Annotated in this window: 20 protein-coding genes; 6 read left to right on the top strand and 14 right to left on the bottom strand. The window is 74.7% G+C overall.

All coding sequences use genetic code 11. The annotated features are described in order from the left end of the window. Nucleotides 1-87: 87 nt before the first annotated feature. The 4 genes from EV384_RS33550 to EV384_RS33565 all read right to left on the bottom strand — a co-directional run bounded on the left by EV384_RS33550 (nucleotide 88) and on the right by EV384_RS33565 (nucleotide 8,896). Complete coding sequence (locus EV384_RS33550) at nucleotides 88-3,693, bottom strand: ATP-dependent helicase (RefSeq protein WP_130339770.1); 3,606 nt, start codon at nucleotides 3,691-3,693, stop codon at nucleotides 88-90. A gap of 37 nt (nucleotides 3,694-3,730) precedes the next feature. Further along, nucleotides 3,731-7,348, bottom strand: coding sequence for an ATP-dependent helicase (locus EV384_RS33555; RefSeq protein WP_130339772.1), 3,618 nt, complete (start codon nucleotides 7,346-7,348; stop codon nucleotides 3,731-3,733). A 143-nt stretch (nucleotides 7,349-7,491) separates the two neighbouring features. After that, nucleotides 7,492-8,037, bottom strand: coding sequence for an LOG family protein (locus tag EV384_RS33560; protein ID WP_130339774.1), 546 nt, complete (start codon nucleotides 8,035-8,037; stop codon nucleotides 7,492-7,494). Between the two features lie 4 nt (nucleotides 8,038-8,041). Further along, nucleotides 8,042-8,896, bottom strand: coding sequence for an LOG family protein (locus EV384_RS33565; protein WP_130339776.1), 855 nt, complete (start codon nucleotides 8,894-8,896; stop codon nucleotides 8,042-8,044). 155 nt (nucleotides 8,897-9,051) lie between these two features. On the opposite strand from EV384_RS33565, the gene EV384_RS35235 reads away from it, so the two are divergent. Next, on the top strand, nucleotides 9,052-9,219 hold the full coding sequence (locus EV384_RS35235; protein WP_165440131.1) for a hypothetical protein: 168 nt from the start codon (nucleotides 9,052-9,054) through the stop codon (nucleotides 9,217-9,219). Between the two features lie 85 nt (nucleotides 9,220-9,304). On the opposite strand, the gene dapE is transcribed toward EV384_RS35235, so the two are convergent. Further along, nucleotides 9,305-10,378 carry a succinyl-diaminopimelate desuccinylase gene (gene dapE / locus EV384_RS33570; RefSeq protein WP_130339778.1) on the bottom strand — a complete coding sequence of 358 codons (1,074 nt, stop codon included), beginning with the start codon at nucleotides 10,376-10,378 and terminating at the stop codon, nucleotides 9,305-9,307. A 24-nt stretch (nucleotides 10,379-10,402) separates the two neighbouring features. On the opposite strand from dapE, the gene dapD reads away from it, so the two are divergent. Beyond that, nucleotides 10,403-11,362 (top strand): 2,3,4,5-tetrahydropyridine-2,6-dicarboxylate N-succinyltransferase, encoded by a 960-nt coding sequence (dapD, locus tag EV384_RS33575; protein WP_130339780.1) that lies wholly within the window; start codon nucleotides 10,403-10,405, stop codon nucleotides 11,360-11,362. Between the two features lie 147 nt (nucleotides 11,363-11,509). Continuing rightward, nucleotides 11,510-12,067, top strand: a complete 558-nt coding sequence (locus tag EV384_RS33580) for a sugar O-acetyltransferase (protein ID WP_130339782.1) — start codon at nucleotides 11,510-11,512, stop codon at nucleotides 12,065-12,067. Between the two features lie 69 nt (nucleotides 12,068-12,136). Here EV384_RS33580 and EV384_RS33585 read toward each other — a convergent pair whose 3' ends face one another. The 5 genes from EV384_RS33585 to fdxA are packed head-to-tail and all read right to left on the bottom strand — an operon-like array spanning nucleotide 12,137 to nucleotide 15,976. After that, entirely contained in the window at nucleotides 12,137-12,784 is a 648-nt protein-coding gene (locus EV384_RS33585; RefSeq protein ID WP_130339784.1) for a nucleoside/nucleotide kinase family protein, read from the bottom strand. Beyond that, the gene (locus EV384_RS33590; RefSeq protein WP_130339786.1) at nucleotides 12,784-13,437 is read right to left on the bottom strand and encodes an SIMPL domain-containing protein; all 654 of its coding nucleotides are present in this window, start codon (nucleotides 13,435-13,437) and stop codon (nucleotides 12,784-12,786) included. The genes EV384_RS33585 and EV384_RS33590 overlap by 1 nt, the downstream gene beginning before the upstream one ends. Before the next feature lie 52 nt (nucleotides 13,438-13,489). Next, a complete protein-coding gene (locus EV384_RS33595; protein ID WP_130339788.1) occupies nucleotides 13,490-14,527 on the bottom strand; it encodes a prephenate dehydrogenase in 1,038 nt (345 codons plus the stop codon). A 19-nt stretch (nucleotides 14,528-14,546) separates the two neighbouring features. Continuing rightward, complete coding sequence (gene dapC / locus EV384_RS33600) at nucleotides 14,547-15,653, bottom strand: succinyldiaminopimelate transaminase (protein ID WP_130340963.1); 1,107 nt, start codon at nucleotides 15,651-15,653, stop codon at nucleotides 14,547-14,549. Next, the gene (gene fdxA, locus EV384_RS33605) at nucleotides 15,650-15,976 is read right to left on the bottom strand and encodes a ferredoxin (RefSeq protein ID WP_007464872.1); all 327 of its coding nucleotides are present in this window, start codon (nucleotides 15,974-15,976) and stop codon (nucleotides 15,650-15,652) included. The genes dapC and fdxA overlap by 4 nt, the downstream gene beginning before the upstream one ends. A 351-nt stretch (nucleotides 15,977-16,327) precedes the next feature. On the opposite strand from fdxA, the gene EV384_RS33610 reads away from it, so the two are divergent. Continuing rightward, on the top strand, nucleotides 16,328-16,825 hold the full coding sequence (locus tag EV384_RS33610; RefSeq protein ID WP_165440132.1) for an RNA-guided endonuclease InsQ/TnpB family protein: 498 nt from the start codon (nucleotides 16,328-16,330) through the stop codon (nucleotides 16,823-16,825). Between the two features lie 15 nt (nucleotides 16,826-16,840). Continuing rightward, nucleotides 16,841-17,800: a GNAT family N-acetyltransferase gene (locus EV384_RS33615; protein WP_130339792.1), complete on the top strand. Its 960-nt coding sequence runs from the start codon at nucleotides 16,841-16,843 to the stop codon at nucleotides 17,798-17,800. Nucleotides 17,801-17,829: 29 nt separating this feature from the next. Here the strand turns inward: EV384_RS33615 and EV384_RS33620 are convergent, their stop codons facing one another. The 3 genes from EV384_RS33620 to mshB all read right to left on the bottom strand — a co-directional run bounded on the left by EV384_RS33620 (nucleotide 17,830) and on the right by mshB (nucleotide 19,749). Next, complete coding sequence (locus EV384_RS33620; protein WP_130339794.1) at nucleotides 17,830-18,294, bottom strand: hypothetical protein; 465 nt, start codon at nucleotides 18,292-18,294, stop codon at nucleotides 17,830-17,832. A gap of 79 nt (nucleotides 18,295-18,373) precedes the next feature. After that, the gene (locus tag EV384_RS33625) at nucleotides 18,374-18,808 is read right to left on the bottom strand and encodes a hypothetical protein (protein WP_130339796.1); all 435 of its coding nucleotides are present in this window, start codon (nucleotides 18,806-18,808) and stop codon (nucleotides 18,374-18,376) included. Between the two features lie 17 nt (nucleotides 18,809-18,825). After that, nucleotides 18,826-19,749 (bottom strand): N-acetyl-1-D-myo-inositol-2-amino-2-deoxy-alpha-D-glucopyranoside deacetylase, encoded by a 924-nt coding sequence (gene mshB, locus EV384_RS33630; RefSeq protein WP_207232537.1) that lies wholly within the window; start codon nucleotides 19,747-19,749, stop codon nucleotides 18,826-18,828. An 86-nt stretch (nucleotides 19,750-19,835) separates the two neighbouring features. Here mshB and EV384_RS33635 point away from each other — a divergent pair, with 86 nt between their 5' ends. After that, the gene (locus tag EV384_RS33635; protein WP_130339800.1) at nucleotides 19,836-21,980 is read left to right on the top strand and encodes a S9 family peptidase; all 2,145 of its coding nucleotides are present in this window, start codon (nucleotides 19,836-19,838) and stop codon (nucleotides 21,978-21,980) included. A gap of 54 nt (nucleotides 21,981-22,034) precedes the next feature. On the opposite strand, the gene EV384_RS33640 is transcribed toward EV384_RS33635, so the two are convergent. After that, on the bottom strand, nucleotides 22,035-23,771 hold the full coding sequence (locus EV384_RS33640) for an ABC transporter substrate-binding protein (RefSeq protein WP_130339802.1): 1,737 nt from the start codon (nucleotides 23,769-23,771) through the stop codon (nucleotides 22,035-22,037). Nucleotides 23,772-23,839 lie beyond the last annotated feature (68 nt).

Below are 23,839 nucleotides of genomic sequence, written 5' to 3' on the forward strand. Positions count from 1 at the left end.
ACTCCGGACACAACAAAGAGCGCCTGGGGCCACAATCCGCCAGGCGCACACAGAGTCTCTGGAAACCAAAACTGCAACGCGCCTAACCTACCACGGATTACGTAACGCGGGGCCATCCGGCGAAATTTCCGGTACGCCGGCGATCAGCGCGGTCAACCCGTCGGCGTCGAGCAGGTCGGCCGGGCGGACGGTCACGCCGTCCCGCACGTAGTGGAACGCGGCGCCCACCCGCTCGACCGGCACCCCGGCCAGCTCGGCCCAGGCCAGCCGGTAGACGGCGAGCTGCACGGCGGCCACCTCGGCCTCCCGCCCGGCGGGCAGCCGGCCGGTCTTCCAGTCGACCACGTCGAACCGGCCGCCCGGCCGGGCGAAGACGGCGTCCATCCGCCCGCGTACCACCACACCGGCGATCACTGTGGCGAACGGCACCTCCACCTCCAGCGGCATCCGGTCGGCCCACTCGCTGGCCAGGAAGCGCTCCTGCAGCTCGGTGAGCGCCTCGTCGGGGGCCGCGTCGTCGTCCGCGGCGCCGGGCAGCTCGTCCACGTCCAGCAGCCGGTCGGCGCCGAAGCGCTGTTCCAGCCAGGTGTGGAAGGCGGTGCCCCGGCGGGCGTACGGGTTGGGCTCGGTGGGCATCGGGCGGCGCAGGGCACGCGCGAGGGCCCCCGGGTCGCGGCGCAGCGCCACCAGTTGGGTCACCGAGAGGTGCCCGGGCAGCTCCACCTCGACCGAGTCGGCCCGCCGCAGCAGCTCGGCCCGCTCGGCGAGGAGCAGGTCCGCCTCCCGCCGCCACCGCGCCACCTCCGGGTCGTCCGCGCCGTCGGCGGCCGGGACGTCGCCGCCCGTCGCTCCGGCGACGCCGTCCCGGCCAGCCCCGGCCCCCGCCGGGCCGCCGGGCTCACCGCGCGCCGCCCCCGGGTCGGCGGGCTCAGGGCGGGTCGCCACGGAGTCGTCGCGCTCGGGGCGGGCCGCCTCGGGGTGAGCCAGCTCACGGCGGGCCGCCTCCGGCTCGGCGCGCTCGGGGTGGGCCGCCTCGGGAGCGGCGGGCGCGCGGCTGGCCGCCTCCGGGTCGGCGAGGAAGCGGCGGACCAGGGCGGCGGCCTCGGCCAGCGCCGGCCGGCGGGCGCCGAGCGGGTCGGCGGGCCACTCGGCGCGGAGCACCACCTCGGTGGTCGGGTTGACCGCGTCGCCGGGCGGTTCCGGCGCCCACTCGTCGATCAGGTGCCCGGCCCCGCCGTCCAGGCAGGCGTCGTGCACCTCGCTGAGGAGGACCGAGGGCCCCCGGAACCGCTTCGTCCCCTCCCCCCACCAGTACCCGGAGCAGAGCAGCAGCCGCCGGGGCCGGGTCACCGCCACGTACGCCAGCCGGCGCTCCTCCCGCTCGTCGTGCGCCCGCCAGGCGTCGGTGAAGTCCTCCAGCGCGCGGGCCACCCCGCGCTGGTCCTCGGCGGCGGCCAGCCCCAGCTCGGGCAGCCCGTCGGCGTCGCCCCGGAGCGGGAACGGCAGCACGCCCAGGCCGCCCAGCCAGTGGTCGGAGTTGCGGACCGGCCCCGGCCAGACGCCCCTGGTCAGCCCGGCCACCGCCACCACGTCCCACTCGAGGCCCTTGGCGGCGTGCGCGGTGAGGATCTGCACCGCCCCCTCCACCACCTCGACCTCGCCGGGGGCGAGCCCGCGCTCCTCGTCCTCGGCGGCGGCGAGGAAGGACAGGAAGCCGGCCAGGGTCGCGCCGGGGGTCTCGCCGCTGAACCGGGCGGCGACGTCACCGAGGGCGTCGAGGTGGCCGCGGGCCAGGCCGGCGTCGCCGGCGCCGTCCCGGCCGGCCCGGACCGCCACCTCCACGTCCAGGCCGATGGTCCGCTCGATGTCCGCGATCAGCTCCGGCAGCGTCTGGTCGAGCCGGTACCGCAGCAGGGCCAGTTCCATCCCGTACGCGCGCAGCCGCGCGTACCCCTCCGCCGAGTACGCCTGCGCGGGCCCCAGGTCGGCCAGCGCCTCGACCAGCGTCGCCTCGTCCAGCACGTCCACGGCGATCTCCGGCCCGTCGTCGCCGGTCAGCTCGCTGCGGGACCGGGCGATCGAGCGGGCCCGCCGGTGCAGGGCCACCAGGTCGCGCGGCCCGATCCGCCAGCGCGCCCCGGTGAGCAGCCGCAGCAGCGCCGCCCCGTCCGTCGGGTCGGCGAGCACCCGCAGCGTGCAGACCACGTCCCGGACCTCGGGGGTGTCCAGCAGCCCGCCCAGGCCGACCACCTCGACCGGCAGCCCGCGGGCGCGCAGCGCGGACTCGATGGCCGGGATCTGGCTGCGCAGCCGGACCAGCACGGCGGTGGTGGGGCGCTGCGGCACCGGAATGTGCTCGGGCAGCGCCCCGGGCATCCGGGCCGCCCCGCGCCAGGCGCCGAGGACGCTGTCGGCGATCCACTCGGCCTCGTCGGCGTACGTGTGGAGCAGCGCGCAGTGCACGGTGCCGGCGGCCTGGCCGCGCGGGCTGCGGTGCGGGATCGGCTCCTTGACGCTGAGCGCGGCGCGCAGCTCCGGCACCTGCGCGCCGGCGGCCCGCAGCGGCGTGGCCAGCGCGTTCGCCACCCCGAGGATCTCCGGGCGGTTGCGCCAGCTCGTGGTCAGGCTCAGCACGTCGGCCGGGGCGCCGTCGGCGCGGGCGAAGTCGCCGGGGAAGCGGTCCAGGGTGCCGGCGCTCGCGCCCCGCCAGCCGTAGATGGACTGGCAGGGGTCGCCGACGGCGGTGACCGGGTGGCCGCCGCCGAAGAGCGCGTTGAGCAGCACCACCTGGGCGTGGCTGGTGTCCTGGTACTCGTCGAGCAGCACCACCCGGAAGCGGTCCCGCTCGATCACCCCGACGCCGGGGTGGTCCCGGGCCACCCGGGCGGCCCGGGCGAGCTGGTCGGCGAAGTCCATCGCCTCGAAGTCGTCCTTGCGGCGGGCGTACGCCCGGACCAGTGGGAGCAGCCGCAGCCGGGTCTGCTGGACGGCGAGGGACTTCCGCACGTCGGCGTAGACCCGGCCGGGGCGGGACTGCACGTCGGCGAAGAACCGGCCGGTCCAGGCGGCCAGCTCGTCCGGGTCGACCAGGTGCTCGTCCAGCTCCCCGGCGAGGGCCAGCACCGCGTCGGTGATGGTGCTGGGCATCCGGTCCACGTCGGACATGTCGCCGTCGTAGTTGCGCACCAGCAGGTCCACGAGCTGCCAGCGGGACGCCTCGGTGAGCAGCCGGGTGGTGGGCTCGTAGCCGGCGCGCAGCCCGTGCTCGGTGACGATCCGGCCGGCGTACGAGTGGTAGGTGGAGACGGTCGGCTCGCCGGCGAGGGGGTCGTCGTGCGCGTCGCGCCCCTGCCGGCCCAGCCGGCGGATGAGCTGGTCGAGCCGGGTACGCACCCGGTTCGCCAGCTCGCCGGCCGCCTTGCGGGTGAAGGTGAGGCCGAGGATCTGCTCCGGTCGGACGTACGAGTTGGCGACCAGCCAGACCACCCGGGCGGCCATCGTCTCGGTCTTGCCGGAGCCGGCGCCCGCGACCACCAGCAGCGGCTCCACCGGCGCGGCGATGATCGCCGCCTGCTCCCGGGTGGGCGCCGGCAGCCTCAGCAGCTTCGCCAGCTCCACCGGGGTGTAGCGGGGCCCGGAGTCGGCCATGCGGGGCGCCGGCGCGGCGGTGCTGAACAGGGTCGGCTGGGTCACGGCACCCTCTTCGTTCGCGGCTGCGGGGCTCGCAAGCTCACTCCTCGCGCTCACGGGTGCTCCGGACGACTCGGGTGGTCGGCGGTTCGACGACCTGGCGGCCCTGCCCGGACACCGGGCAGCTCGTGCGGACCGGGCAGACCCGGCACTTCGAGTTGGCGACTGCGGCGAAGGTGGCGGCGGCCATCGTATCGGCGGTGCGCCGGACCAGCGCGGTCGCCCAGCCGGCCTCCGGGCCCTCCCCGGCCGCGGCCTGGGTCTGCTCCTTGGCGTCCTTCGCCCCGGTGCCGAGCTGGACCAGCGCGGCGCCGCCGGGCTCGTCGCCGAACTCGGCGAACGCCCCCGCCTCCACCGCCGCCTGGTACGCCCCGAGCTGCGGGTGCTCGGCGACCTCCCGCTCGGTGACCGCGGTGGACTTGCCGGTCTTGAGGTCGATCACCACCAGCCGGCCGTCGGCGTCGACCTCCAGCCGGTCCACCCGGCCGGTCAGCTCGACGGGCCGCTGCGGGTCGTCGAGGCGGACCGCGAACTCGTGCTCGATGGCGAGCAGCCGGCGCGGGTTGCCGGCGAGCCAGCGGAGCAGCTTGTCCACCATCGCCTCGGCGCGGGCCCGTTCCGGGCCGACCATCCAGCGGGCGGCCAGCTCGATCGCGTCGAAGCGGGCGGCCACGTACTCCAGCAGGGCGGTCCGGTCGACGCTGGCGTCCTCGGCGAGCATCGCGGCGGCGTGCACCAGGTTGCCCACCCCCTGGGCGGCGCTGGCCGGGCCGCTGCCCCCGTGCCGCTCCAGCAGCCAGCGCAGGCTGCACCGCAGCGCGCTCTCCATCGCCGACGGGGTGACCCGGACCGGCTCGCCCTCGTCCACCAGCGGCCGGTCGTCGGAGAGGCCGCGCAGCCCCCACCAGTCCTCCGGGTGCGCGCCGGGGACCCCGGCGGCGGCCAGCCGGGCCAGCTCGGCCGCCGCCGCGCGCCGCCGGCCGGGCGGCGCCGCCGGGTCGGTGACCGCGGTACGCAGCTCCGCCACCAGCGCCGACAGGGTGAGCCCACGCGGCGGGAGGGTGACCGGCAGCGCGCCCGGCCGGTCGGCCTCGCCGTCGTCGTGCGGCTCGCCCTCGACGGTCAGCGCCGCGCCGTCACCCGGGTGGCCGCCGTCGGCCCCGGGCACGGTCAGCGCGGCGCCGTCACGCGGAGCGGGGTCGGCCTCGGGTTGGGCGCCCCCGGGTTCGGCAGGGGTCGGGTCGGCAGGCTTCGGATCGGGCGGCTTCGGGCCGGGCGGCGTCGGCCCGGCGCCGGTCGCGGGTGGCTCGGTGGCAACCAGCTCGTGCAGGAAGCGGCTCGGCTGCTCCTCGTGGTCGTCGCCGCCGACGGCGGCCGACGCGACCGCGGTGACCAGCAGCCGGTGCCGGGCCCGGCTGACCGCGACGTGGAAGAGCCGGCGCTCCTCGTCCAGCAGCGCCGAGGTCTGCCCGACCAGGCTGGCCCGGGTGCCGGCGCCGTCCGCCCGGCCGGCCAGCACGTCGACCAGCCGCTCGGAGCCGAGCAGGCTGCCGCGCAGCCGCAGGTCCGGCCAGACGCCCTCCTGCACGCCGGCGACCGCGACCAGATCCCATTCCAGACCCTTGGCGGCGTGCGCGGTGAGCAGCCGGACCGCGTCGCCCCGGTCGGCGCTGGCCGCCAGGGTGTCGGCCGGCAGGTCCTGCCCGAGCACGTGGTCGAGGAAGACCTCGGTCCGCGCGCCGGGTAGCCGGTCGGTGAACCGGGCCGCCGCGTCGAAGAGCACCAGCACCGCGTCGAGGTCCCGGTCGGCCGCCTCGGCCCGCCAGCGCTGCGCGGTCTCGTGCTCCCCGGTGGCCGCCCGCCCCCGGGTGATCGCCCCGGCCCAGCGTTCGGCCAGGCCACTGTCCCGCCAGACCGCCCAGAGCACGCCCTCGGCGGTGGCGCCGGGAGCGGCCGCGGCCTGCCGGGCGGTCTCCAGCAGGGCCGCCACCGCCTGTGCGGGCGCGGCCCAGCGCCGGTCGATCGCGGCCAGCTCGGCCGGGTCGCGCAGCGCCTCCACGATCAGCTCGCCGGAGGGCCGCCGGTCGCCGCCGGCCAGCGCGAGCGCGCGCAGCCCCTGGCGGAGCCGCCGCTCGGCGAGCGGGTCGGCGCCGCCGAGCGGCGAGTGCAGCAGGGCGACCGCGGACTCCTCGTCCAGCCGCTCCGGCTCCAGCGCGCAGCGGAGCAGGAGCAGCAGCGGCGCCACCCCGGGTTGCAGGTGCAGCGGCAGGTCCTCGCCGTGCACGACGGTCGGCACGCCGGCGGTGTGCAGGGCGCGGCGCAGCGACGGCAGCTGCCGGCCGGTCGAGCGGACCAGCACCGCCATCCGGGACCAGGGCACCCCGTCGAGCAGGTGGGCCTCGCGCAGGGCGTGGGCCAGCCAGGCCGACTCGCTGGTGGCCGAGCGGAACGTGCGGACCTCGACCGAGCCGGGCGCGGCGTCTGGCAGCGGGCAGAGCCTGCGGTGCGCCGCCGGGCCGCGCAGCCGGCGGCCCAGCCGCGCGGTGGCCGCCAGCAGCCCGGGGCCGGCCCGGTAGGAGGTGGTGAGCAGGATCTGGGCGGCCGGCGCACCGGAGGCGGTGCGGAACCGGTGCGGGAAGGTGGTCACCCCGGCCGGGTCGGCGCCGCGGAAGGCGTACGTGGACGAATCCGGGTCGGCGAACGCGACCAGGGGCTTGCCGCCGCCGGCGATCACGGCGAGCAGGTCGAGCTGGGCGGGGTCGGTGTCGGCCAGCTCGTCGACGTAGACGTGGGCCAGCCGGCGGCGCTCGGCGGCCAGCAGCTCCGGATCGTCGAGCAGCATCCCGGTGGCGGCCCGGACCAGCTCGGCCGGGTCGTACGCCACCGAGCCGCGGTTGCTCACGTCGCGCAGGGCGAGGACGGCGACGTACTCCCGGAGGAAGCGCGCGGCGGCCGGCCAGTCGGCGCGGCCCAACTTCTCCCCCAGCCGGGCGAGCTCGACCGGGCCGACGCCGCGCTCGGCGGCGCGCATCAGCAGGTCGCGGAGCTGGGCGGCGAACGCCCGGGTGCGCAGGGCGGGGCGCAGGTCCGCCGGCCAGCCGACCGGGTCGTCCTCGGGCTCCTCGCCGACCACGTCCAGCAGCTCGCGGATGATCAGATCCTGCTCGGGGCCGGTGAGCAGCCGGGGCGACGGCTCGCCCCGCTCGGCGGCGGCCCGGCGGAGCAGGCCGAAGGCGTACGCCGGGAAGGTCCGCACCAGCGGCTCGCGGACCACCCGGTGCCCGTCCCCGGCGATCCGCGCCTCGATCCGGTGGCGCAGATCGGTGGCGCCCCGCCGGCCGAAGGTGAGCACCAGGATGCGCTCCGGGTCGACGCCCTCGGCGACCCGGGCGGCGACCGCCTCGATCAGGGCGCTGGTCTTGCCGGTGCCCGGACCGCCGACGACGAGCATCGGCCCGTCGGTGTGCGCCACCACCTCGGCCTGCGCCGGGTCGGCCCGTCGCGCCGCGGGGTGCGCGGCATCGCCCGCCGACCCCTCGGGCCGGCGTTCCGCCGCGGTCGTCCCTCCGGACCGACCGTCCCCCCGCGCCACCCCGCCGGACCGCCCGTCCCCCGGGGCCGCCTCGGCGGGCCGACGCACCAGCCGGTACGCCTGCATCAGCTCATCCCACCACGCCCGTACGACACCTCCCCCACCCCCACCTCACCCTCCCGCCTCAGCTCACGTTGATCATGAAGTTGTCGCCACGACACGCCGGCATCGATGACAACAACTTCATGATCAACGGGGACGGCGGGGCGTCAGATGAGGCGGGATTCGAGGATGTCGAGGGCTTCGGGGACGGACTGGGCCACCGTGAGGAGGTTGAGGCCGGCGGGCTTGAGGAAGTGCTGGTCGGCCAGGGTGTGCAGCCAGTCGAGCAGGGGGCGGTAGAAGCCGTCGGCGTCCACGAGCACCATCGGCTTGGCGTGCATGGCGAGCGTGGCGGTGGTCCACACCTCGAACAGCTCGTCGAGGGTGCCCAGACCGCCGGGCAGGGTGATGAAGGCGTCCGACTTGTCGATCATCAGCGTCTTGCGGCTGGCCATGCCGTCGGTGACCAGCAGCTCGTCGGAGGCCAGGTCGGCGACTTCCAGGTCGACCAGGGCCTGCGGGATGACGCCGAGGGTCGGCCCGCCGGCGGCCCGCGCCCCGTCCGCCAGCGCCCCCATCATCCCGACGCAGCCACCCCCGCTGACCACGGTGTGCCCGCGCCGGGCCACCTCCGCGCCGGTCTCGGCCGCCAGGTCCAGCCAGCGCCGGTCGAGGGTGCGGGAGGACGCGCAGAACACGCAGATCGCGGCCACCCGGTCAGCCCTTCCCGCCCTCGTCGGCGGCGGCCCGCTGGTCGGCCTCTTTGCGGGCGACCGCCTCCGCGCGGACCGCCTCCTGCTCGGCGGAGAGCACCGCCTCGGCCTCCACGATGTGCCGGACCGCCGCGTCGACGTCGTCGGTGAGGCAGATCAGCTCCAGGTCGGACGGGCCGATCTTGCCCTCGGCGGCCATGCTGTCGCGCAGCCAGTCGAGCAGCCCGCGCCAGTAGTCCACGCCCATCAGCACCACCGGGAAGCGGGTGACCTTGCCGGTCTGCACCAGCGTGAGCGACTCGAACAGCTCGTCCATGGTGCCGAAGCCCCCGGGCAGCACGACGAACGCCTGCGCGTACTTGACGAACATGGTCTTGCGGGCGAAGAAGTAGCGGAAGTCGATGGCCAGGTCGACCCAGTCGTTGAGCCCCTGCTCGAACGGGAGCTCGATGCCGAGCCCGACGGAGAGGCCGCCCGCCTCGCTGGCCCCCCGGTTGGCCGCCTCCATCACGCCCGGGCCGCCGCCGGTGATCACCGCGTACCCGGCCCGGGCCAGGGCGCCGCCCAGCTCCTCGGCCATCCGGCACTCCGGGCTCTCCGGCATGCTGCGGGCCGAGCCGAAGACGCTGACCGCGGGTGGCAGGTCGGCGAGGGTGTCGAAGCCCTCGACGAACTCCGACAGGATGCGCAGCGCCCGCCAGGCGTCCTTGGTCTTCCAGTCGCCGCGCCCCCGGGAGTCGAGCAGCCGCTGGTCGGCGGTGCTGGTCGGGATGGCGCCGCGGCGCAGCGTGACGGCGCCCCGGTGCCGCTCCCGTCCCCGGTCCGGGCCGGGCTGCTGCCGCCCGTTGCTCTGGCTCATGGGAGCCACCGTAGTGGAGCCGGGGCGGCCGGGTGTGCGGGCCGGCGAGCCGGGGAAATAGTTCGCGATCTTGGGCAACTAATTCTGTCGCTCGTACGTCTTACTATTCACATACCGGGTATGCCCCGGCGCGCGCCTTCGGGGGAGGAGCCAGCGTGATCAGTAACAGCGAGATGATCCGGATCCGGCGACAGATGCAGCGGCGGATCCGGGACGTGGTGGCCGAGCGCCGCCGCGCCCGCCAGTTGGAGGCCCACGACCTCACCGGTGACCCGGCCGAGCCCCGCCCCGCGGCGGACCAGTCCCTCACCCCGGCCGGCTGACCGGTCGACACACGTCGATCAAGAGGTTTGCGTCACCCGGACCGGGATCCGGTGACGCAAACCTCTTGATCGTTTTCGGCGCCGGTCAGGCGGGGGCCAGCCAGCGGTGCAGGGTCGCCGCGCCGTCGCGGATCTTGGTGAGCTCGACGTGCTCGTCCTTGTGGTGGGCCAGGTTCGGGTCGCCCGGGCCGAAGTTCAGCGCCGGGATCCCCATCGCCGCGAACCGGGCCACGTCCGTCCAGCCCAGCTTGCCGATCGGGGCCGCGCCCACCGCGGCCAGGAACTCCTGCGCCGGCGGCGCGTCCAGGCCGGGGGCCGCGCCCGCCGCCGCGTCCGTCACCTCGAGGTCGAAGCCGGCGAAGACCTCCCGCAGGTGCGCCTCGGCGGCCGCCGGGTCGCGGTCCGGGGCGTACCGGTAGTTGATCTCGATCTCGCACCGGTCCGGGATGACGTTGCCGGCCACCCCGCCGGCGATCCGGACCGCGTTCAGGCCCTCCCGGTAGTCACAGCCGTCGATGGTGACCCGCCGCGCCTCGTACGACCGCAGCCGGTTCAGCACCTCGCCCGCACCGTGGATGGCGTTCACCCCGTGCCAGGACCGCGCCGCGTGGGCCCGCTCGCCGTGCGTGGTGACGATCGCCCGCATGGTGCCCTGGCACCCGGCCTCGACGATCCCGTACGTCGGCTCGAGCAGCACCGCGAAGTCCGCCTGGAGCCACTCCGGGTGCGCCTCGGCGACCAGGGTGAGCCCGTTGTACTTCGACTCGATCTCCTCGGCCTCGTAGAAGAAGTACGTCACGTCGTAGCGCGGGTCCGGCAGGGTCACCGCGAGGTGCAGCGCGAACGCCACCCCGGACTTCATGTCGGAGGTGCCGCAGCCGTACATCAGGTCGCCGCGCATGGTGGACGGGAAGTTGTCGTTGAGCGGCACGGTGTCCAGGTGGCCGGCGAGCACCACCCGCTGCGCCCGGCCCAGGTCGGTACGCGCCATCACCGTGTTGCCGTGCCGGAACGTGGTCAGGTGCGGCGCCTCGCGCAGCACCTCCTCCACGCAGTCGGCGATCGCCTTCTCGTTGAGGGAGACGGACTCTATGTCGACCAGGGCGCGCGTCAGCGCCACCGGATCAGCCAAGACCTCGGGGGTCAACGGGTTCTCCATGCTGGGCACGGTACCGTCAAAATCGTGACCAACGCACAGTCTGCCTGGGGCATCGGCCTCGCCACCGTGACCGCTGACGACCAGGTGCTCGACACCTGGTACCCGACCGGCAAGCTGGGCCTCGGCGAGCTGCCGCTGGTCCCCGGGGAGGACCAGGCCGACGTGCTGGACCTGCCACCGGGCGCGGTCGGCGAGCGGGCGCTGCCCGGTCTGCGTACGGCCCAGGTGGTGACGGTGATCGGGTCGCTGGACGACCCGATCAAGGACGCCGCCGACGCGTACCTCCGGCTGCACCTGCTCTCCCACCGCCTGGCGCGGCCCAACGAGCTGAACCTCGACGGCATCTTCGGCAAGCTGGCGAACGTGGCCTGGACCTCGGCCGGGCCGTGCCCGCCGGAGCGGGTGGACGAGCTGCGCGTGATCGAGCGGGGCGCCGGCCGCCACCTGGCCGTGTACGGGCTGGACAAGTTCCCCCGGATGACCGACTACGTGGTCCCCTCCGGCGTGCGGATCGCCGACGCGGACCGGGTCCGGCTCGGCGCGCACCTGGCCGCCGGGACCACTGTGATGCACGAGGGCTTCGTCAACTTCAACGCCGGGACGCTGGGCACCTCGATGGTGGAGGGGCGGATCGTGCAGGGCGTGCTGGTCGGCGACGGCTCCGACATCGGCGGCGGCGCCTCGATCATGGGCACCCTCTCCGGCGGCGGCACCGAGAAGGTGCGCATCGGCGAGCGGAGCCTGGTCGGCGCGAACGCCGGAGTCGGCATCTCCCTCGGCGACGACTGCGTGGTCGAGGCGGGCTGCTACATCACCGCCGCGTCGAAGATCACCCTGCCGGACGGCCGGGTGGTGAAGGCCCGCGAGCTCTCCGGCGTGGACGGGCTGCTCTTCTGGCGCAACTCGGTCACCGGCGCGCTGGAGGCGAAGCAGCGCAGCGGCCGGGGCATCGAGCTGAACGCCGCCCTGCACGCCAACGACTGAGCCGATCCGGGGGCCGGGGCGACCACCCCGGCCCCCGGCCACGGCCGCCGGCCCGGCCGTCCGAGTCGCCTACCGGGTAGGCGGAGTGACGCCACGAGGATGGCCGTCCGGGTACGAATTGACGGGCGGCCCAGGCATGATCACCCGGTGAGCTCCATGAGGGAACGCATGCTCGCCGGCGAGGCGTACATCGCCGACGACCCCGAGATCATCGCCGACCTGGACCGGGCCGCCCGGCTGACCGAACGCTTCAACACCAGCCCGGCGGAGGACCCGGAAAGCCGGCTCGCGGCGCTGCGAGAACTCCTCGGCTCGCTCGGCGAGGAGGCCTGGGTCCGGCCACCCTTCCACTGCGACTACGGCTGGCAGACCCACATCGGCCCGCGGAGCTTCGTCAACTTCAACGCGGTCTTCCTCGACGTCGCCCGGATCACCATCGGCGCCGACGTCCAGATCGGACCGAACGTCCAACTCCTCACCGCCACCCACCCGGTCGAGGCGGAGCCGCGCCGGGCCAAGTGGGAGGCGGCCGAGCCGATCACCATCGGGGACAACGTCTGGCTCGGCGGCGGGGTCATCGTCCTCGCCGGAGTCACCATCGGCGAGAACACGGTGGTCGGCGCGGGAGCCGTCGTGACGAAGGACCTCCCGGCCAACGTGGTCGCGCTCGGTAACCCCGCCCGGGTGGTACGCGAACTCGCCTGACGCATCCCACCCGCGAAAACAGGCCGAACGGGGGTGGCTCGACGACGGGAACTCCGCCGTGCGGTGCCGTCACCCGGGCGGGGGCTCGGCCAGCCGCACCACCAGGTCGGCGTGGGCGGCGGTGCCGGACACCACGGCCGCGTTGGCCTCGTCGCTGCCGAGCGCCCAGGCCCGGGCCTGCTCCGGCGACTTCCCGTACGCCTCGTGCCGGGCGGTGAGCCGGCGCAGCCGCAGCTCGGCGTCGAGATCGAGGAACCAGATCTCGTGCAGCAGGGTCCGGACCTCCTCCCACGGCTCGTCCCGCAGCAGGAGGTAGTTCCCCTCGGTCACCACCAGCCGGACCTCGGGCGGCACCTCGATCGCCCCGGCGACCGGCTCCTCCAGATCCCGGCGGAACGCCGGCGCCCAGACCGAGGTCGGCTCCAGCCGACGCAGGCGGCGCAGCACCGAGACGAATCCGTTGACGTCGAAGGTGTCCGGTGCGCCCTTGCGCTCCTGCCGGCCGAGCCGGACCAGCTCGGACTGGGCGAGGTGGAAGCCGTCCATCGGCACCAGCCGGGCGGCCGGCCCGACCGCCGCGACGAGCCGCTCGGCCAGCGTGGACTTGCCCGCCCCGGGCGCGCCGGCGATGCCGAGCAGCTGCCGCGGACCGGCGTCGGCGAGGGCCCGCGCCCGGGCGGCCAGCTCGTCGAAGGGCAGGACCTGCGCCGGAGGCATCAGCCGAGCACCGGCTCGCTGATGGTGAAGCGCGCCTCCACCGCGGCCTGCACCGTCTGCGGGCGCGGGTCGAGCTCCAGCTCCGGCGCGCCGCCGGCAGCCGGCCCGCCGGCACCCTTGCCGAACGCGGAGCGGGCCAGCATCGGCTGGGCACCCGTACCGGTGTCGGCGAGCTCCAGCAGGGCGGTCACCCGGGCGCCGAGCGCCTCCGCGTACTCCCGGGCGCGGGCCAGGGCGTCCGCGATCGCGGCCCGCCGGGCCTCCCGGTACGCGGGGCTGTCCGGCCGCAGCGACCACCACGGGCCGGACACCTCGACCTGGTCCTGGTCGGCCAGCCGCAGCATCAGCTCGCCGAGCGCGGTGAAGTCGGTGACGGTGACGGTGGTGCCCACCGTGCCGTGGTACGCCACCACCCGCTCGCCCGAGCGCTTCGTCTCGGGCCAGACCCGCAGCTGACCGGTCTCCCGCCGCTCGATGGCCGGGCCGGCGGAGTCGAGCAGCACCCGGACCGCGGCGGCCCGCTCGGCCAGCCGGGTCAACGTGGTCTCCCGGTCCCGGTCCCGGGCGGTCGCGGTCACCGTGAACTCGGCCAGCTCGGGGGCGACCTCCCGGTACGCCTCGCCGCGTACCGCCACGACCGGTGCGTCCGCCATGCACCTCACCCTAGCCGCGCGCCGATCCGAGCGCGGCGGCGCGGGTCGCGGTTCAGCCGGCCGACGCCGGTAGGTGGGCGGTGTAGACGACGGCCCCGGCCTCGACCCGGCACTCCGTCAGGTGGCCCCCGGCCGCGCCCAGTCCCCGCAGGTAGGCCAGCTCCCCGGCGTGGTCGACCGCGGCCGGGAATTCCCGCCGGTGGGCGGTGAAGGCCCGACCCCGCACCGCGGCGCGGACGGTCCGGCCCTCGTCGAGCAGGGCGGTCAGGGTGGCCCGGTCACCGGCCCGCACCGCGTCGGCCAGCTCGTCGAGGACGGCGCGGACCGCGTCCAGCCCGGTCAGCGCCGGTCCCCGGTTGGCGAGCAGCATGTTCGCGGTCCGGTCGGGCGGGCCGCCGGCCACCCGGGTTCCGTCGGCGAAGCTGCCCGCGGCGAGGGCGAGCACCGCCTCGCGCAGCGCGGACCGGTGCACCGCCCCGGCCAGCGCGCCGGCCAGCAGGTGCGGCACGTGCGAGGAGAGGGCCGCGACCACGTCGTGCTCCGCCGCGGACATGGGCACGACCCGGGCCCGGAAGACGTCGATGACCAGCGCGGCGAGCCGCCGGAACGCGGCCATCCCCGACCCGGTCGGGCAGAGCACCCAGGCCGCCCCGTCGAGCAGCGCCGGGGTGGCGGAGGCGAGACCGGCGCGGTCGGCGCCGGCCATCGGATGACCGGGGACGAACCGGTGCCCCAGCCCCTGCGCCATGGCGGCCACGGCCACCTCCGCCTTGGTGCTGCCCACGTCGGTGAGGACGCAGTGCTCGTCGGTGGCGGCGGCGACCCGGGACAGCGTCCCCGGCAGGCTGGGCAGCGGGCCGCAGAGGAACACCACGTCCCGGCCGGCGACCGCCTGCTCCAGGGTGTCCGGGCAGACGACGCCCTGCTCGTGGGCGTACCGGCGGGTGGCCGGGTCCGGGTCCCATCCGACGACGTCGAGCCCGGCCGCGCGCAGCCGCAGCAGCACCGACCCGCCGATCAGTCCGGTACCGACCACCGCGGCCGTACGCTCGCCGAGGACCGGACGCGGATCGGTCACCCCGTCAGTCATCGCGGCGGCAGTCCCGGGGTCAGCCGCGCAACCGGCCGGCGACCGCCGCGATGTGCTCGTCGGACTCGGTCAGCGCCGCCCGGACGTGCCGGGAGCCGGCCGGGCCGTAGAAGACCCCGGCGGCGACCAGGATGCCCCGGCGGGCCAGCCAGTCGACGGTCTCCCAGCAGTCCTCGTCCCGGGTCATCCAGAGGTAGAGCCCGGCCTCGGAGTGCTCGACGGTGAAGCCGGCGTCGGTGAACGCGGCGCGCAGCTGCTCGCGGCGGGCCCGGTAGCGCTCCCGCTGGGCGTCGGCGTGCGCCTGGTCGCCGAGCGCGGCCACCATCGCGGCCTGCACCGGGGCGGGCACGATCATGCCGGCGTGCTTACGGATCTTGAGCAGCTCGGCCACCAGCGTCGGGTCGCCAGCGACGAAGCCGGCCCGGTAGCCGGCGAGGTTGGAGCGCTTGGAGAGCGAGTGGACCGCCAGCACGCCGTCGTACGACCCGCCGCAGACGTCGGGCGAGAGGATCGAGACGGGCTCGGCGTCCCAGCCCAGCGGCAGGTAACACTCGTCGCTGGCGACCACCGCGCCGCGCTCGCGGGCCCAGTCCACCACCTTGCGCAGATGGGCGGCGGGCAGCACCCGCCCGGTCGGGTTCCCGGGTGAGTTGACCCAGACCAGGCGTACCCGGGGGGTGGGACCGACCGCGGTCAGCGAGTCGGTGCGGACGGTGGTGGCGCCGACCAGCCGCGCCCCGTCCTCGTACGTCGGGTAGGCGACGGACGGCACCACGACCACGTCGCCGGGGCCGACGCCGAGCAGCGTGGGCAGCCAGGCGACCAGCTCCTTGGAGCCGATCGTCGGCAGCACGCCGAGCCCGTCGACGCCGGCGCCGCAGGCCCGGGCGACCCAGGCCGCGATGGCGTCCCGCAGCGCGGGGGTGCCGGCGGTCAGCGGGTAGCCCGGGGCGTCCGACGCGTCGGCGAGCGCCTGCCGGATCACCGTGGGCACCGGGTCGACCGGCGTGCCCATGGAGAGGTTGATCAGACCGTCCGGGTGCGCCGCGGCCGTCGCGCCCGCGGCGTCCAGGGTGTCCCAGGTGAAGTCGGGCAGTCGCGACGAGACCGGCGCGGGCCGGTTCAGTGGCCCTCTCCGCGCGGCGGCTGGGCGGCGACGAACGTCGCGTCCTTCTCCACCTTGCCGATCTTGGAGGCGCCGCCGGGCGAGCCCAGGTCCTCGAAGAACTCGTAGTTCGCCCCGGTGTAGTCCTTCCACTGCTCCGGGACGTCGTCCTCGTAGAAGATCGCTTCGACCGGGCAGACCGGCTCACAGGCACCACAGTCGACGCACTCGTCGGGGTGGATGTAGAGCATCCGATTGCCCTCGTAGATGCAGTCGACCGGGCACTCCTCGATGCAGGCCTTGTCGAGCACATCGACGCACGGCTCGGCGATGATGTAGGTCACCGGTCTTCTCCTCCGCAAGACTCGCCGCGATCACCCGCGACGATAAGAGCCTAGTATCTCGGCGGCAGCATTCTGTCGTCCCCCCGGCCTACCATGGCGGCGCCCCGAGCCAACGAGTGCGGTTTGCCGTCCGATGACTGACCCGCCTGTTGCCGAACGAGGGGGCAGGACGTTCTCGACAGAGCGCCGGCATCGATCGGCTCGCTGCGGCTGGCCGCCGGCCCTCATGCGGCCGGCCATCCGCCTGGCGGAGGTAGTCGGACCGGCATGAGGACGATGCAGGCATATCGGTTCGCCTTGCTCTCACGCCAGCCAGGAACGGGCGGTGCTCTCCCATGCGGGGGCGGCCGGATGGCCTTCAACGACCTGCGCCGTGACAACTTGCACAAAATTTCCACCCGCCTGACCCGTGAGTTCGGCACGATCGTGATCGAAGATCTGAACGTGACCGGAATGCTGCGCAACCGCCACTTGGCCAGGCACATTGGTGACGCCGCGTTCAGTGAGTTGCGGGCCGATCGGTGGTACCCCTCCTCGAAGACCTGCTCGGCCTGCGGCGCGGTGAAAGCCAAGCTCGCCCTGTCCGAGCGCAACTACATCTGCACATCGTGCGGTCTGATTTTGGATCGGGACCTCAATGCCGCACGGAATCTCGCCGCCCTCGCGGTTGGTGTCAGTGACGCCCGGAGTGGCCGGGAGTCGTCAAACGGACGTGGAGCCGACCGTAAGACCCGCTGCAGCGGTCCGGTGGCTGTGAAGCGCCAACCCGGCACCGCCGCGGCGGGTCAGACCGGGACCGTCCCACCGCAAGGCGGGACTCCTGTCGGTGCACCTCTGAGCGAACACTGACGGGAACGGTGAATCGTGCTCCGCAAGCAGGACGTGGGACACCGGATCGTGGTCCGCCGGATTGTGGGGATTCGCGAAGGCCGGCCGCTCTTCTCGGACGCCCTCGGAGAGCTGGTCGAGCTGAGCGAGACCCACATCACGCTGGCGACCACCCAGGGCCGGCTGCGGGTCCCGGTCGGCGAGGTGCACCGGGCCAAGCGGGTGCCGCCGGCCCGCCGGCCGACCGCCACCGCCGTGATGGGCCTGGAGCTGGCAGCCGACGAGGCGTGGCCCGCCCCGGTCCGCGGTCGGCTCGGCGACTGGCTGCTGCGCAGCGCCGCCGGCTGGACCGGCCGGGCGAACTCGGCGCTCCCGGTCGGCGACCCGGACCGCCCGCTCCCGGCCGCCCTGGACGCCGTGGAGCGCTGGTACGCCGACCACGGCCAGCCGGCCATGGTCAACACCCCGCTGCCGCTGGCCGCGCCGGTCGGTGCCGAGCTGGACGCGCGCGGCTGGGGCGCCCGGCCGCCGGTGCTGGTGCAGACCGTCGCGCTCGCCGCGCTGCCGGCGGCCGCGCCGGCCCGCGCCAGCCTGCCGCCGGTCGAGCTGGCGGCCGCGCCGTCGGACGACTGGCTGGCCGTCGCCGCCGGCCGCAAGGGCGGCCTGCCGGACGCCGCCCGGCACGTGCTCACCGCCGTGCACCGGGTCCGCTTCGCCCAGGTGTACGCCGACGGCCGGCTCGTAGCCGTCGGCCGGGGCACGGTCACCGGGCAGGGGCGCTGGCTCGGCCTGACCCTGATCGAGGTGCTGCCCGAGGCGCGCCGGCAGGGGCTGGCCGGCCGGGTGATCCGGTCCCTGGTCGACTGGGGCACGGCGGAGGGGGCGAGCCACGCCTTCCTCCAGGTCGAGCAGCGCAACACCCCGGCGGTGGCCCTCTACCGGGGGTTGGGCTTCACCACCCACCACACCTACCTGACCCGGGTCGCCCCGCGCTGACCGGGCACCCGGGTCAGGGGTGGGCCCGGTCAGCGGCGGACGACCCGGCGGGGCTTGGCGGCCTTGAGCTGGGCGTACCGCTTGAGTTGCTGGGAGCGGTGGTCCAGGCCGAGCGCGGTGAGGATCAGGTAGCCGACCAGCACGCCCGCAGCCGTGGCGGCCAGGTAGAGCCAGATCTGGGCGAAGAAGAGCCCGGCGCCACCGCCGAACGGGTTCTCGCCGACCAGCAGCGGGGCCACGAAGACCGTCAGCGTCAGCGCCACGCCCACCGCGGCGGCGAGGTCGCCGGCCCAGCGGGCCACCGGACGGTCACGCCCCCAGCGGAACGCCACCGCCGCGAGGATCAGCCCGATCACCACGAACATCACCAGGGACACCCGGTCGGCGGCGGTGTCGTCGCCGTCGAAACCGAACCTGATCACCAGCCGGGCCAGCACGTTGACCGCGAACAGCGCCATCGCGAGCAGACCGACCGCGCGCCATCGCTGCAACATCGCACACCTCCGCCGTACCGCCCGCCGGACGGCGGGACTTCTGGCAGGAATATCTACCATTGCAACCTGTGTGCCGTCATCACCCGTCGTGGCGGGCGGGCGGCGCGAGGATCTGCCGGAAACCCATCACCGCGAACGTCATCGCCCCGGCGACGATCATCGCCAGCCCCACCCAGTTGTCGCCGGAGACGAGCAGGTCCCCCTCGGTGGTCCGGACCGAGGCCACCGCCATCAGCGCGAACCACGGCAGGGCGGGCAGCACGACCGCCCACCGGGCGCCGACCGCCTCGTGGGCGAACCAGCTCAGCGCGATGCCGGCGCCGATCGCCACCAGCGCCGACACGCCGATCAGCTGACCGCCCACCCGCACGGTGGCCAGCAACAGCTCCAGCACCGCCGAGAGCACCCCGGCGAGCATGGCGATCACGCCGCCGGCGACCCGCAGCGCGAGGTCGAGCGCCGGCCGCGGGCGCGCGGGCGGCGCGGCGGGCTCCTGCTCCGGTACGACCGACATCGGCGCGGTCGGCAGGGTCACCGGAGGCCGGCCGCCGCGACCGGGGACCGGTCCGGCCCGTCCACCGGCAGGCCGGCGAAGAGGTCGTCCTCCCAGCCGTACGGGCCGTTGCCCGGGCCCTTCTCGCCGACTGCGAGGGTGAAGTACTCCACGCCCATGAACTCGGCGCCGAAGTTGCCGGCGATGGAGTAGAGCCAGGAGGTGGCCGGGATCTGGGTGGCGTGCGCCCGCATCGCCGCCTCCTTGGCGGCGTGCTGCTCGGTGGCGTCCATCCGCGCGGCGATCTCCGGGTCGGGCGTGCCGAAGGGCAGCTCGTCGGCGCTGTCGATGCCGGCGAAGGGATTGTCCGAGGCCTCCACGAAGTGGTCCAGGCCGGCCTCCAGCACGCTGCGCGGCAGGGCCGTCCAGTAGACCTTCGCCGGGGCGATCCCCTCGGCGGCGGCCAGCTCGACGGCCCGCATCGCGACCCGGTGCGCCTGGATGTGGTCCGGGTGCCCGTAGAAGCCGTTCGGGTCGTACGTGATCATGACCTGCGGGCGGACCTCCCGCATGATCTCCACCAGGTGCCCGGCGGCCTCGTCGAGGTCGGCCTGCCAGAAGGCGCGGGGGTGCTCGTTGGTGGCGAGCCCCATCATCCCGGAGTCGCGGTAGCGGCCCGCGCCGCCGAGGAAGCGGTGGTCGGTGACGCCGAGCGCGGCGCACGCGGCGGCGAGCTCGCCGATCCGGTACCCGCCGAGCTGGTCGGCCTCGGCCGCGGCGAGCTGCGCCAGCTCCGGCACGTGGATCTCGCCCTCCTCGCCCAGGGTGCAGGTCACCAGCGTGACGTGGGCGCCGGTCGCGGCGTAGTGGGCCATGGTCGAGCCGGTGCCGATGGACTCGTCGTCGGGGTGCGCGTGGACCAGCAGCAGGCGGCGGTCGGGCAGCGTCGTCACGACCGTCACTCTAACCGGCGGTCCGGTCCGGTCGAGCCTGACGCGTCCACGCAGGTCGGCCACATCACGCCCGACGCGGCTCTACGATCCGAACTGTGGACTTTCCCGAGCTGGCCGCCCGTACCCGCCGGTTCAGCCACGGGGCGCCGCGCGCCGTCTCCGTCGCCGACGACGGCTCCCGGGTGGTCTTCCTGCGCTCGTCCGGTCCGGAGGATCCCGCCGACGCGCTCTGGCTGCTGGACGTCGCCTCCGCCGAGGAACGGCTGGTCGCCGACCCGGCGACCCTGCTCGAGTCGGACGCCGACCCGGCCGCGCTGGCGCCGGGCGAGCGGGCGCTGCGCGAACGGCTGCGGCTCAGCGCTGCCGGCATCGGCTCGTACGCCCTGGACGCGGCCGGCCGGGTGGCGGTGTTCCCGCTGGCCGGCCGCCTGTTCCGGGCGGACCTGGTGCACGGCGACGTGGTCGAGGTGACCACCGTCGGCCCGGTGATCGACCCACGGCCGGATCCGACCGGGGAGCGGCTGGCCTACGTCACCGACGCCGCCGAGGGGGTGCGCCGGGGGCAGCTCCGGGTGGTCGAGTCCGACGGCACGGACACCCTGCTGGCCGGCGAGGACAGCGGCGTCACCTGGGGCCTGGCCGAGCACATCGCGGCGGAGGAGTTCGACCGGTTCCGCGGCTACTGGTGGGCCCCGGACGGGCGCTCGGTGCTGGCCGCGCGGGTGGACGAGTCCCGGCTGCCCCACTGGCACCTGCACGACCCGGCCGATCCGGCGAGCCCGCCGACGACCGTCGCGTACCCCCGGGCCGGCGGCCCGAACGCGGAGGTCAGCCTGCACCTGCTCGACCTCGACGACGGCTGGGTCGACGTGCACTGGGACCGCGAGACCTACCCGTACCTGACCTCGGTGGACTGGGCGGACGGCGGGCCGCTGATCACCGTGCTGCGCCGGTCCCAGCAGCACGGCCTGGTGCTCGCGGTGGACCCGCGTACCGGGGAGACCCAGGTGCACGCCGAGCTGGCCGACCCGCGCTGGGTTGAGCCGATCCCCGGCACCCCGGCCCACCTGCCGGACGGGCGGGTGCTGGTCGGCGGGGAGCTGGCCCACGACGGGTACGACGCCCGCTGCCTCTTCGCCGACGGCACCCTGCTCACCCCGCCGTCGCTCTACGTACGCCGGGTGGTGGGCCGGCTGCCCCCGGGCCCGAACGGCCCGGCGGACCTGCTGGTCGAGGCGAGCGAGGGCGAGCCGAGCCAGCGGCACCTGTTCCGGGTCCGGACGGCCATCGGCGGCGGCGTGGACGCCCGCCGGATGAGCGGTGACCCGGGTTGGCACACCGCCGCGATCGGCGGCTCGACGCTGGTGGTCGGCACCGCCTCGCTGGAGCACCCGGGGACCAGGTGGTCGGTCTGGCACGGCGACCGGGAGGTGGCGCAGCTCCGCTCGCTGGCCGCCACCCCGCCGTACGCGCCGAGACCGACGCTGGTCCGGGTGACCGACCGGCGGTTGCCGACCGCGGTGCTCTACCCGACCGACCACGTCAAGGGCACCCGGCTGCCGGTGCTGCTGGACGTCTACGGCGGTCCCGGGCACCAGGAGGTGATCGCCACCCGGGCGGCCTGGCTGGAGCGGCAGTGGTGGGCCGACTCGGGCTTCGCGGTGGTGACCACCGACAACCGGGGCACCCCCGGGATCGCCCCGTCCTTCGAGAAGGCGGTCCACCGGCGGCTGGCCGACGTGATCCTGGCCGACCAGGTGGACGCGCTCACCGCCCTGGCGGACAAGCACCCGGACCTGGACCTGGAGCGGGTGGCCGTGCGGGGCTGGTCGTTCGGCGGCTGGCTGGCCGGGCTGGCGGTGCTGCGCCACCCGGAGCTGTTCCGGTGCGCGATCGTCGGCGCGCCGGTCACCGACTGGACGCTGTACGACACCGCCTACACCGAGCGCTACCTGGGCCTGCCGGACGACGGGATGGACGTCTACGCCCACCACTCGCTGGTGGAGCTGGCCGCCGAGCCGGTCGGCGACCCGGAGCAGGCCCGGCCGATGCTGCTGGTGCACGGCCTGGTGGACGACAACGTGCTGGCCGCGCACACGCTGCGGCTCTCGGCGGCGCTGCTGGCCGCCGGGCGGCCGCACGCGGTGCTGCCGCTGACCGGGGCCACCCACATGGCCTCCGGCGGTACGGCGGAGCGACTGCTCCGGCTGGAGCTGGACTTCCTGCGGCGGCACCTGTAGCGACGCGAAGGGCCCCGGCCGACGTGGTCGACCGGGGCCCTCGAGGCGCGACGGCTACTGCTTGACGTAGGCGTTCGTCAGCGCCGGGTAGCCGAAGATGCTGGACAGGTAGATCCCGCCCACCTTCGAGCCGTGCAGGTAGTAGCCCTGCTCCACGAAGAGCGGCACGGCCGGAGCCAGCTCGGTCATCACCCGCTTGTCGAGCTTGGCCCACTCCTTGCCCTGCTCGCCGGCGGGCATGGCGAGCACCCGGTCGAACTCCTTGTTGATCTCGTCGCTGTTGACGTACGAGGTGTTGCTGTTGTTCTCGGCCTTGATGGCGCGGCCGTCGAAGAGCACCGGCAGGATCGCCGCGCCGCTGGGCCAGTCGGCGGCCCACTGGTCGATGTAGAGGTCCCACGGGTTGTTCTTCTTGCCGACCTCGTCGAGCTTCGAGTCGGCCGGGATGCTCTTCAAAGTGACCTTGAAGCCGGCCTTCTCCAGGTTGCCCTTGAGCTGGGTCCCGTACTCCGGGTAGTCGTCGCCGACGCCGAGCACCAGCTCCGGCGTCTTGCCGGCGAGCAGCTCCTTGGCCTTCTCGATGTTGCCGCTCGGGCCGGCCGGGTAGGCGTCGTACTTCTCGAAGCCGATGGTCGACGGCGGCATCAGCGTGGTGACCGCCTTGGCCGAAGCCTCACCGCCGTACACCTTGATGAAGCCGTCCCGGTCGATGGCGTAGTTCAGCGCCTGCCGCACCGACAGGTCGGTGACCCGCTGGGTGTTGATGGTGAGCCGCCAGAGGCTCGGGGTCTGCCCCTGCACCGAGCGCTGCTTGAGGGTCGCGTCGCCGGTGACCCGGGCGATCAGCGCCGACGGCACGCCGTTCCAGGCCAGCGCCGTCTGGTCGTCACCGTTGTCGGAGATCACCCGGTTGGCGCCCGCCTCGGCGTCCGGGCCGTAGTTCCACACGATCTTGTCCGGGTACGCGTGCCGCACCGGGTCGGTCTTCGGGTCCCAGTTCTCGTTGCGCTCCATCACCAGCTCGACGCCGGCGGTGTTCTTCGTGATCTTGTACGGCCCGGAGGAGAAGGGCTGGTTGTCCAGGTTGACCCCGGTGTCCTTCTCCGGCTTCAACGGGGCGGTGTACGGCAGCGACGCGGCGAACGGCAGGTCGCAGTGCGGCTTGGCGAACTCGAACTTGAGCGTCTTCGCGTCCGGGGCGGTCAGGCCCGGCGGCAGCGAGGTCTTGTTCGTCTTGAAGTTCCACTTGGTGTCGTACTGCGGGCTGTCGGCGAGCCACTCCTGCAGGTAGGTCGGGCCGCCGGTCAGGTCGGGGTCGAAGGAGCGGGCGATGCCGTACGCGATCTCCTTCGAGGTGATCGGGCTGCCGTCCTCGAACTTCACCCCGTCCTTGATCTTGAATTCCCAGACCTTGCAGTCCTTGTTGACGTCCGTGCCCGGGGTTTCGGCGAGGTCGCCGACCAGGGTCACCTTGCCCGAGCCGTCGTCCTTGAACGTGGTCAGGAAGCGGCTGTAGAGCGGCGCGTTCATCAGACCGGCGAACGAGTAGACCCGCTGCGGGTCGAGGTGGGAGATCTTGGTCTCCCGGATCACCCGGAAGGTGCCGCCCTTGGCGGCGCCCTGGACCTCGGCGGCCGGCCCCATCGAGTCCTTCGGGTCGGTGGCGATCGATCCGCTCTGCACCCGGTCGGCGTCGTTGCCGCCGTCGGTGCCCTTGTTCTCGCTGCACGCCCCCATCACCACGAGCAGTGCGAGCGCTCCGCCAGCGGCGGTTGCCCTCTTCAGGCGCATCTGCGCCCTCCTCCCCTATCTGGAGCCTCGTCAGACGACGTAGGAAAACTACGGTTTGTGTAACAGAG

This window comes from Micromonospora kangleipakensis, from assembly GCF_004217615.1.
Taxonomy (GTDB): domain Bacteria; phylum Actinomycetota; class Actinomycetes; order Mycobacteriales; family Micromonosporaceae; genus Micromonospora; species Micromonospora kangleipakensis.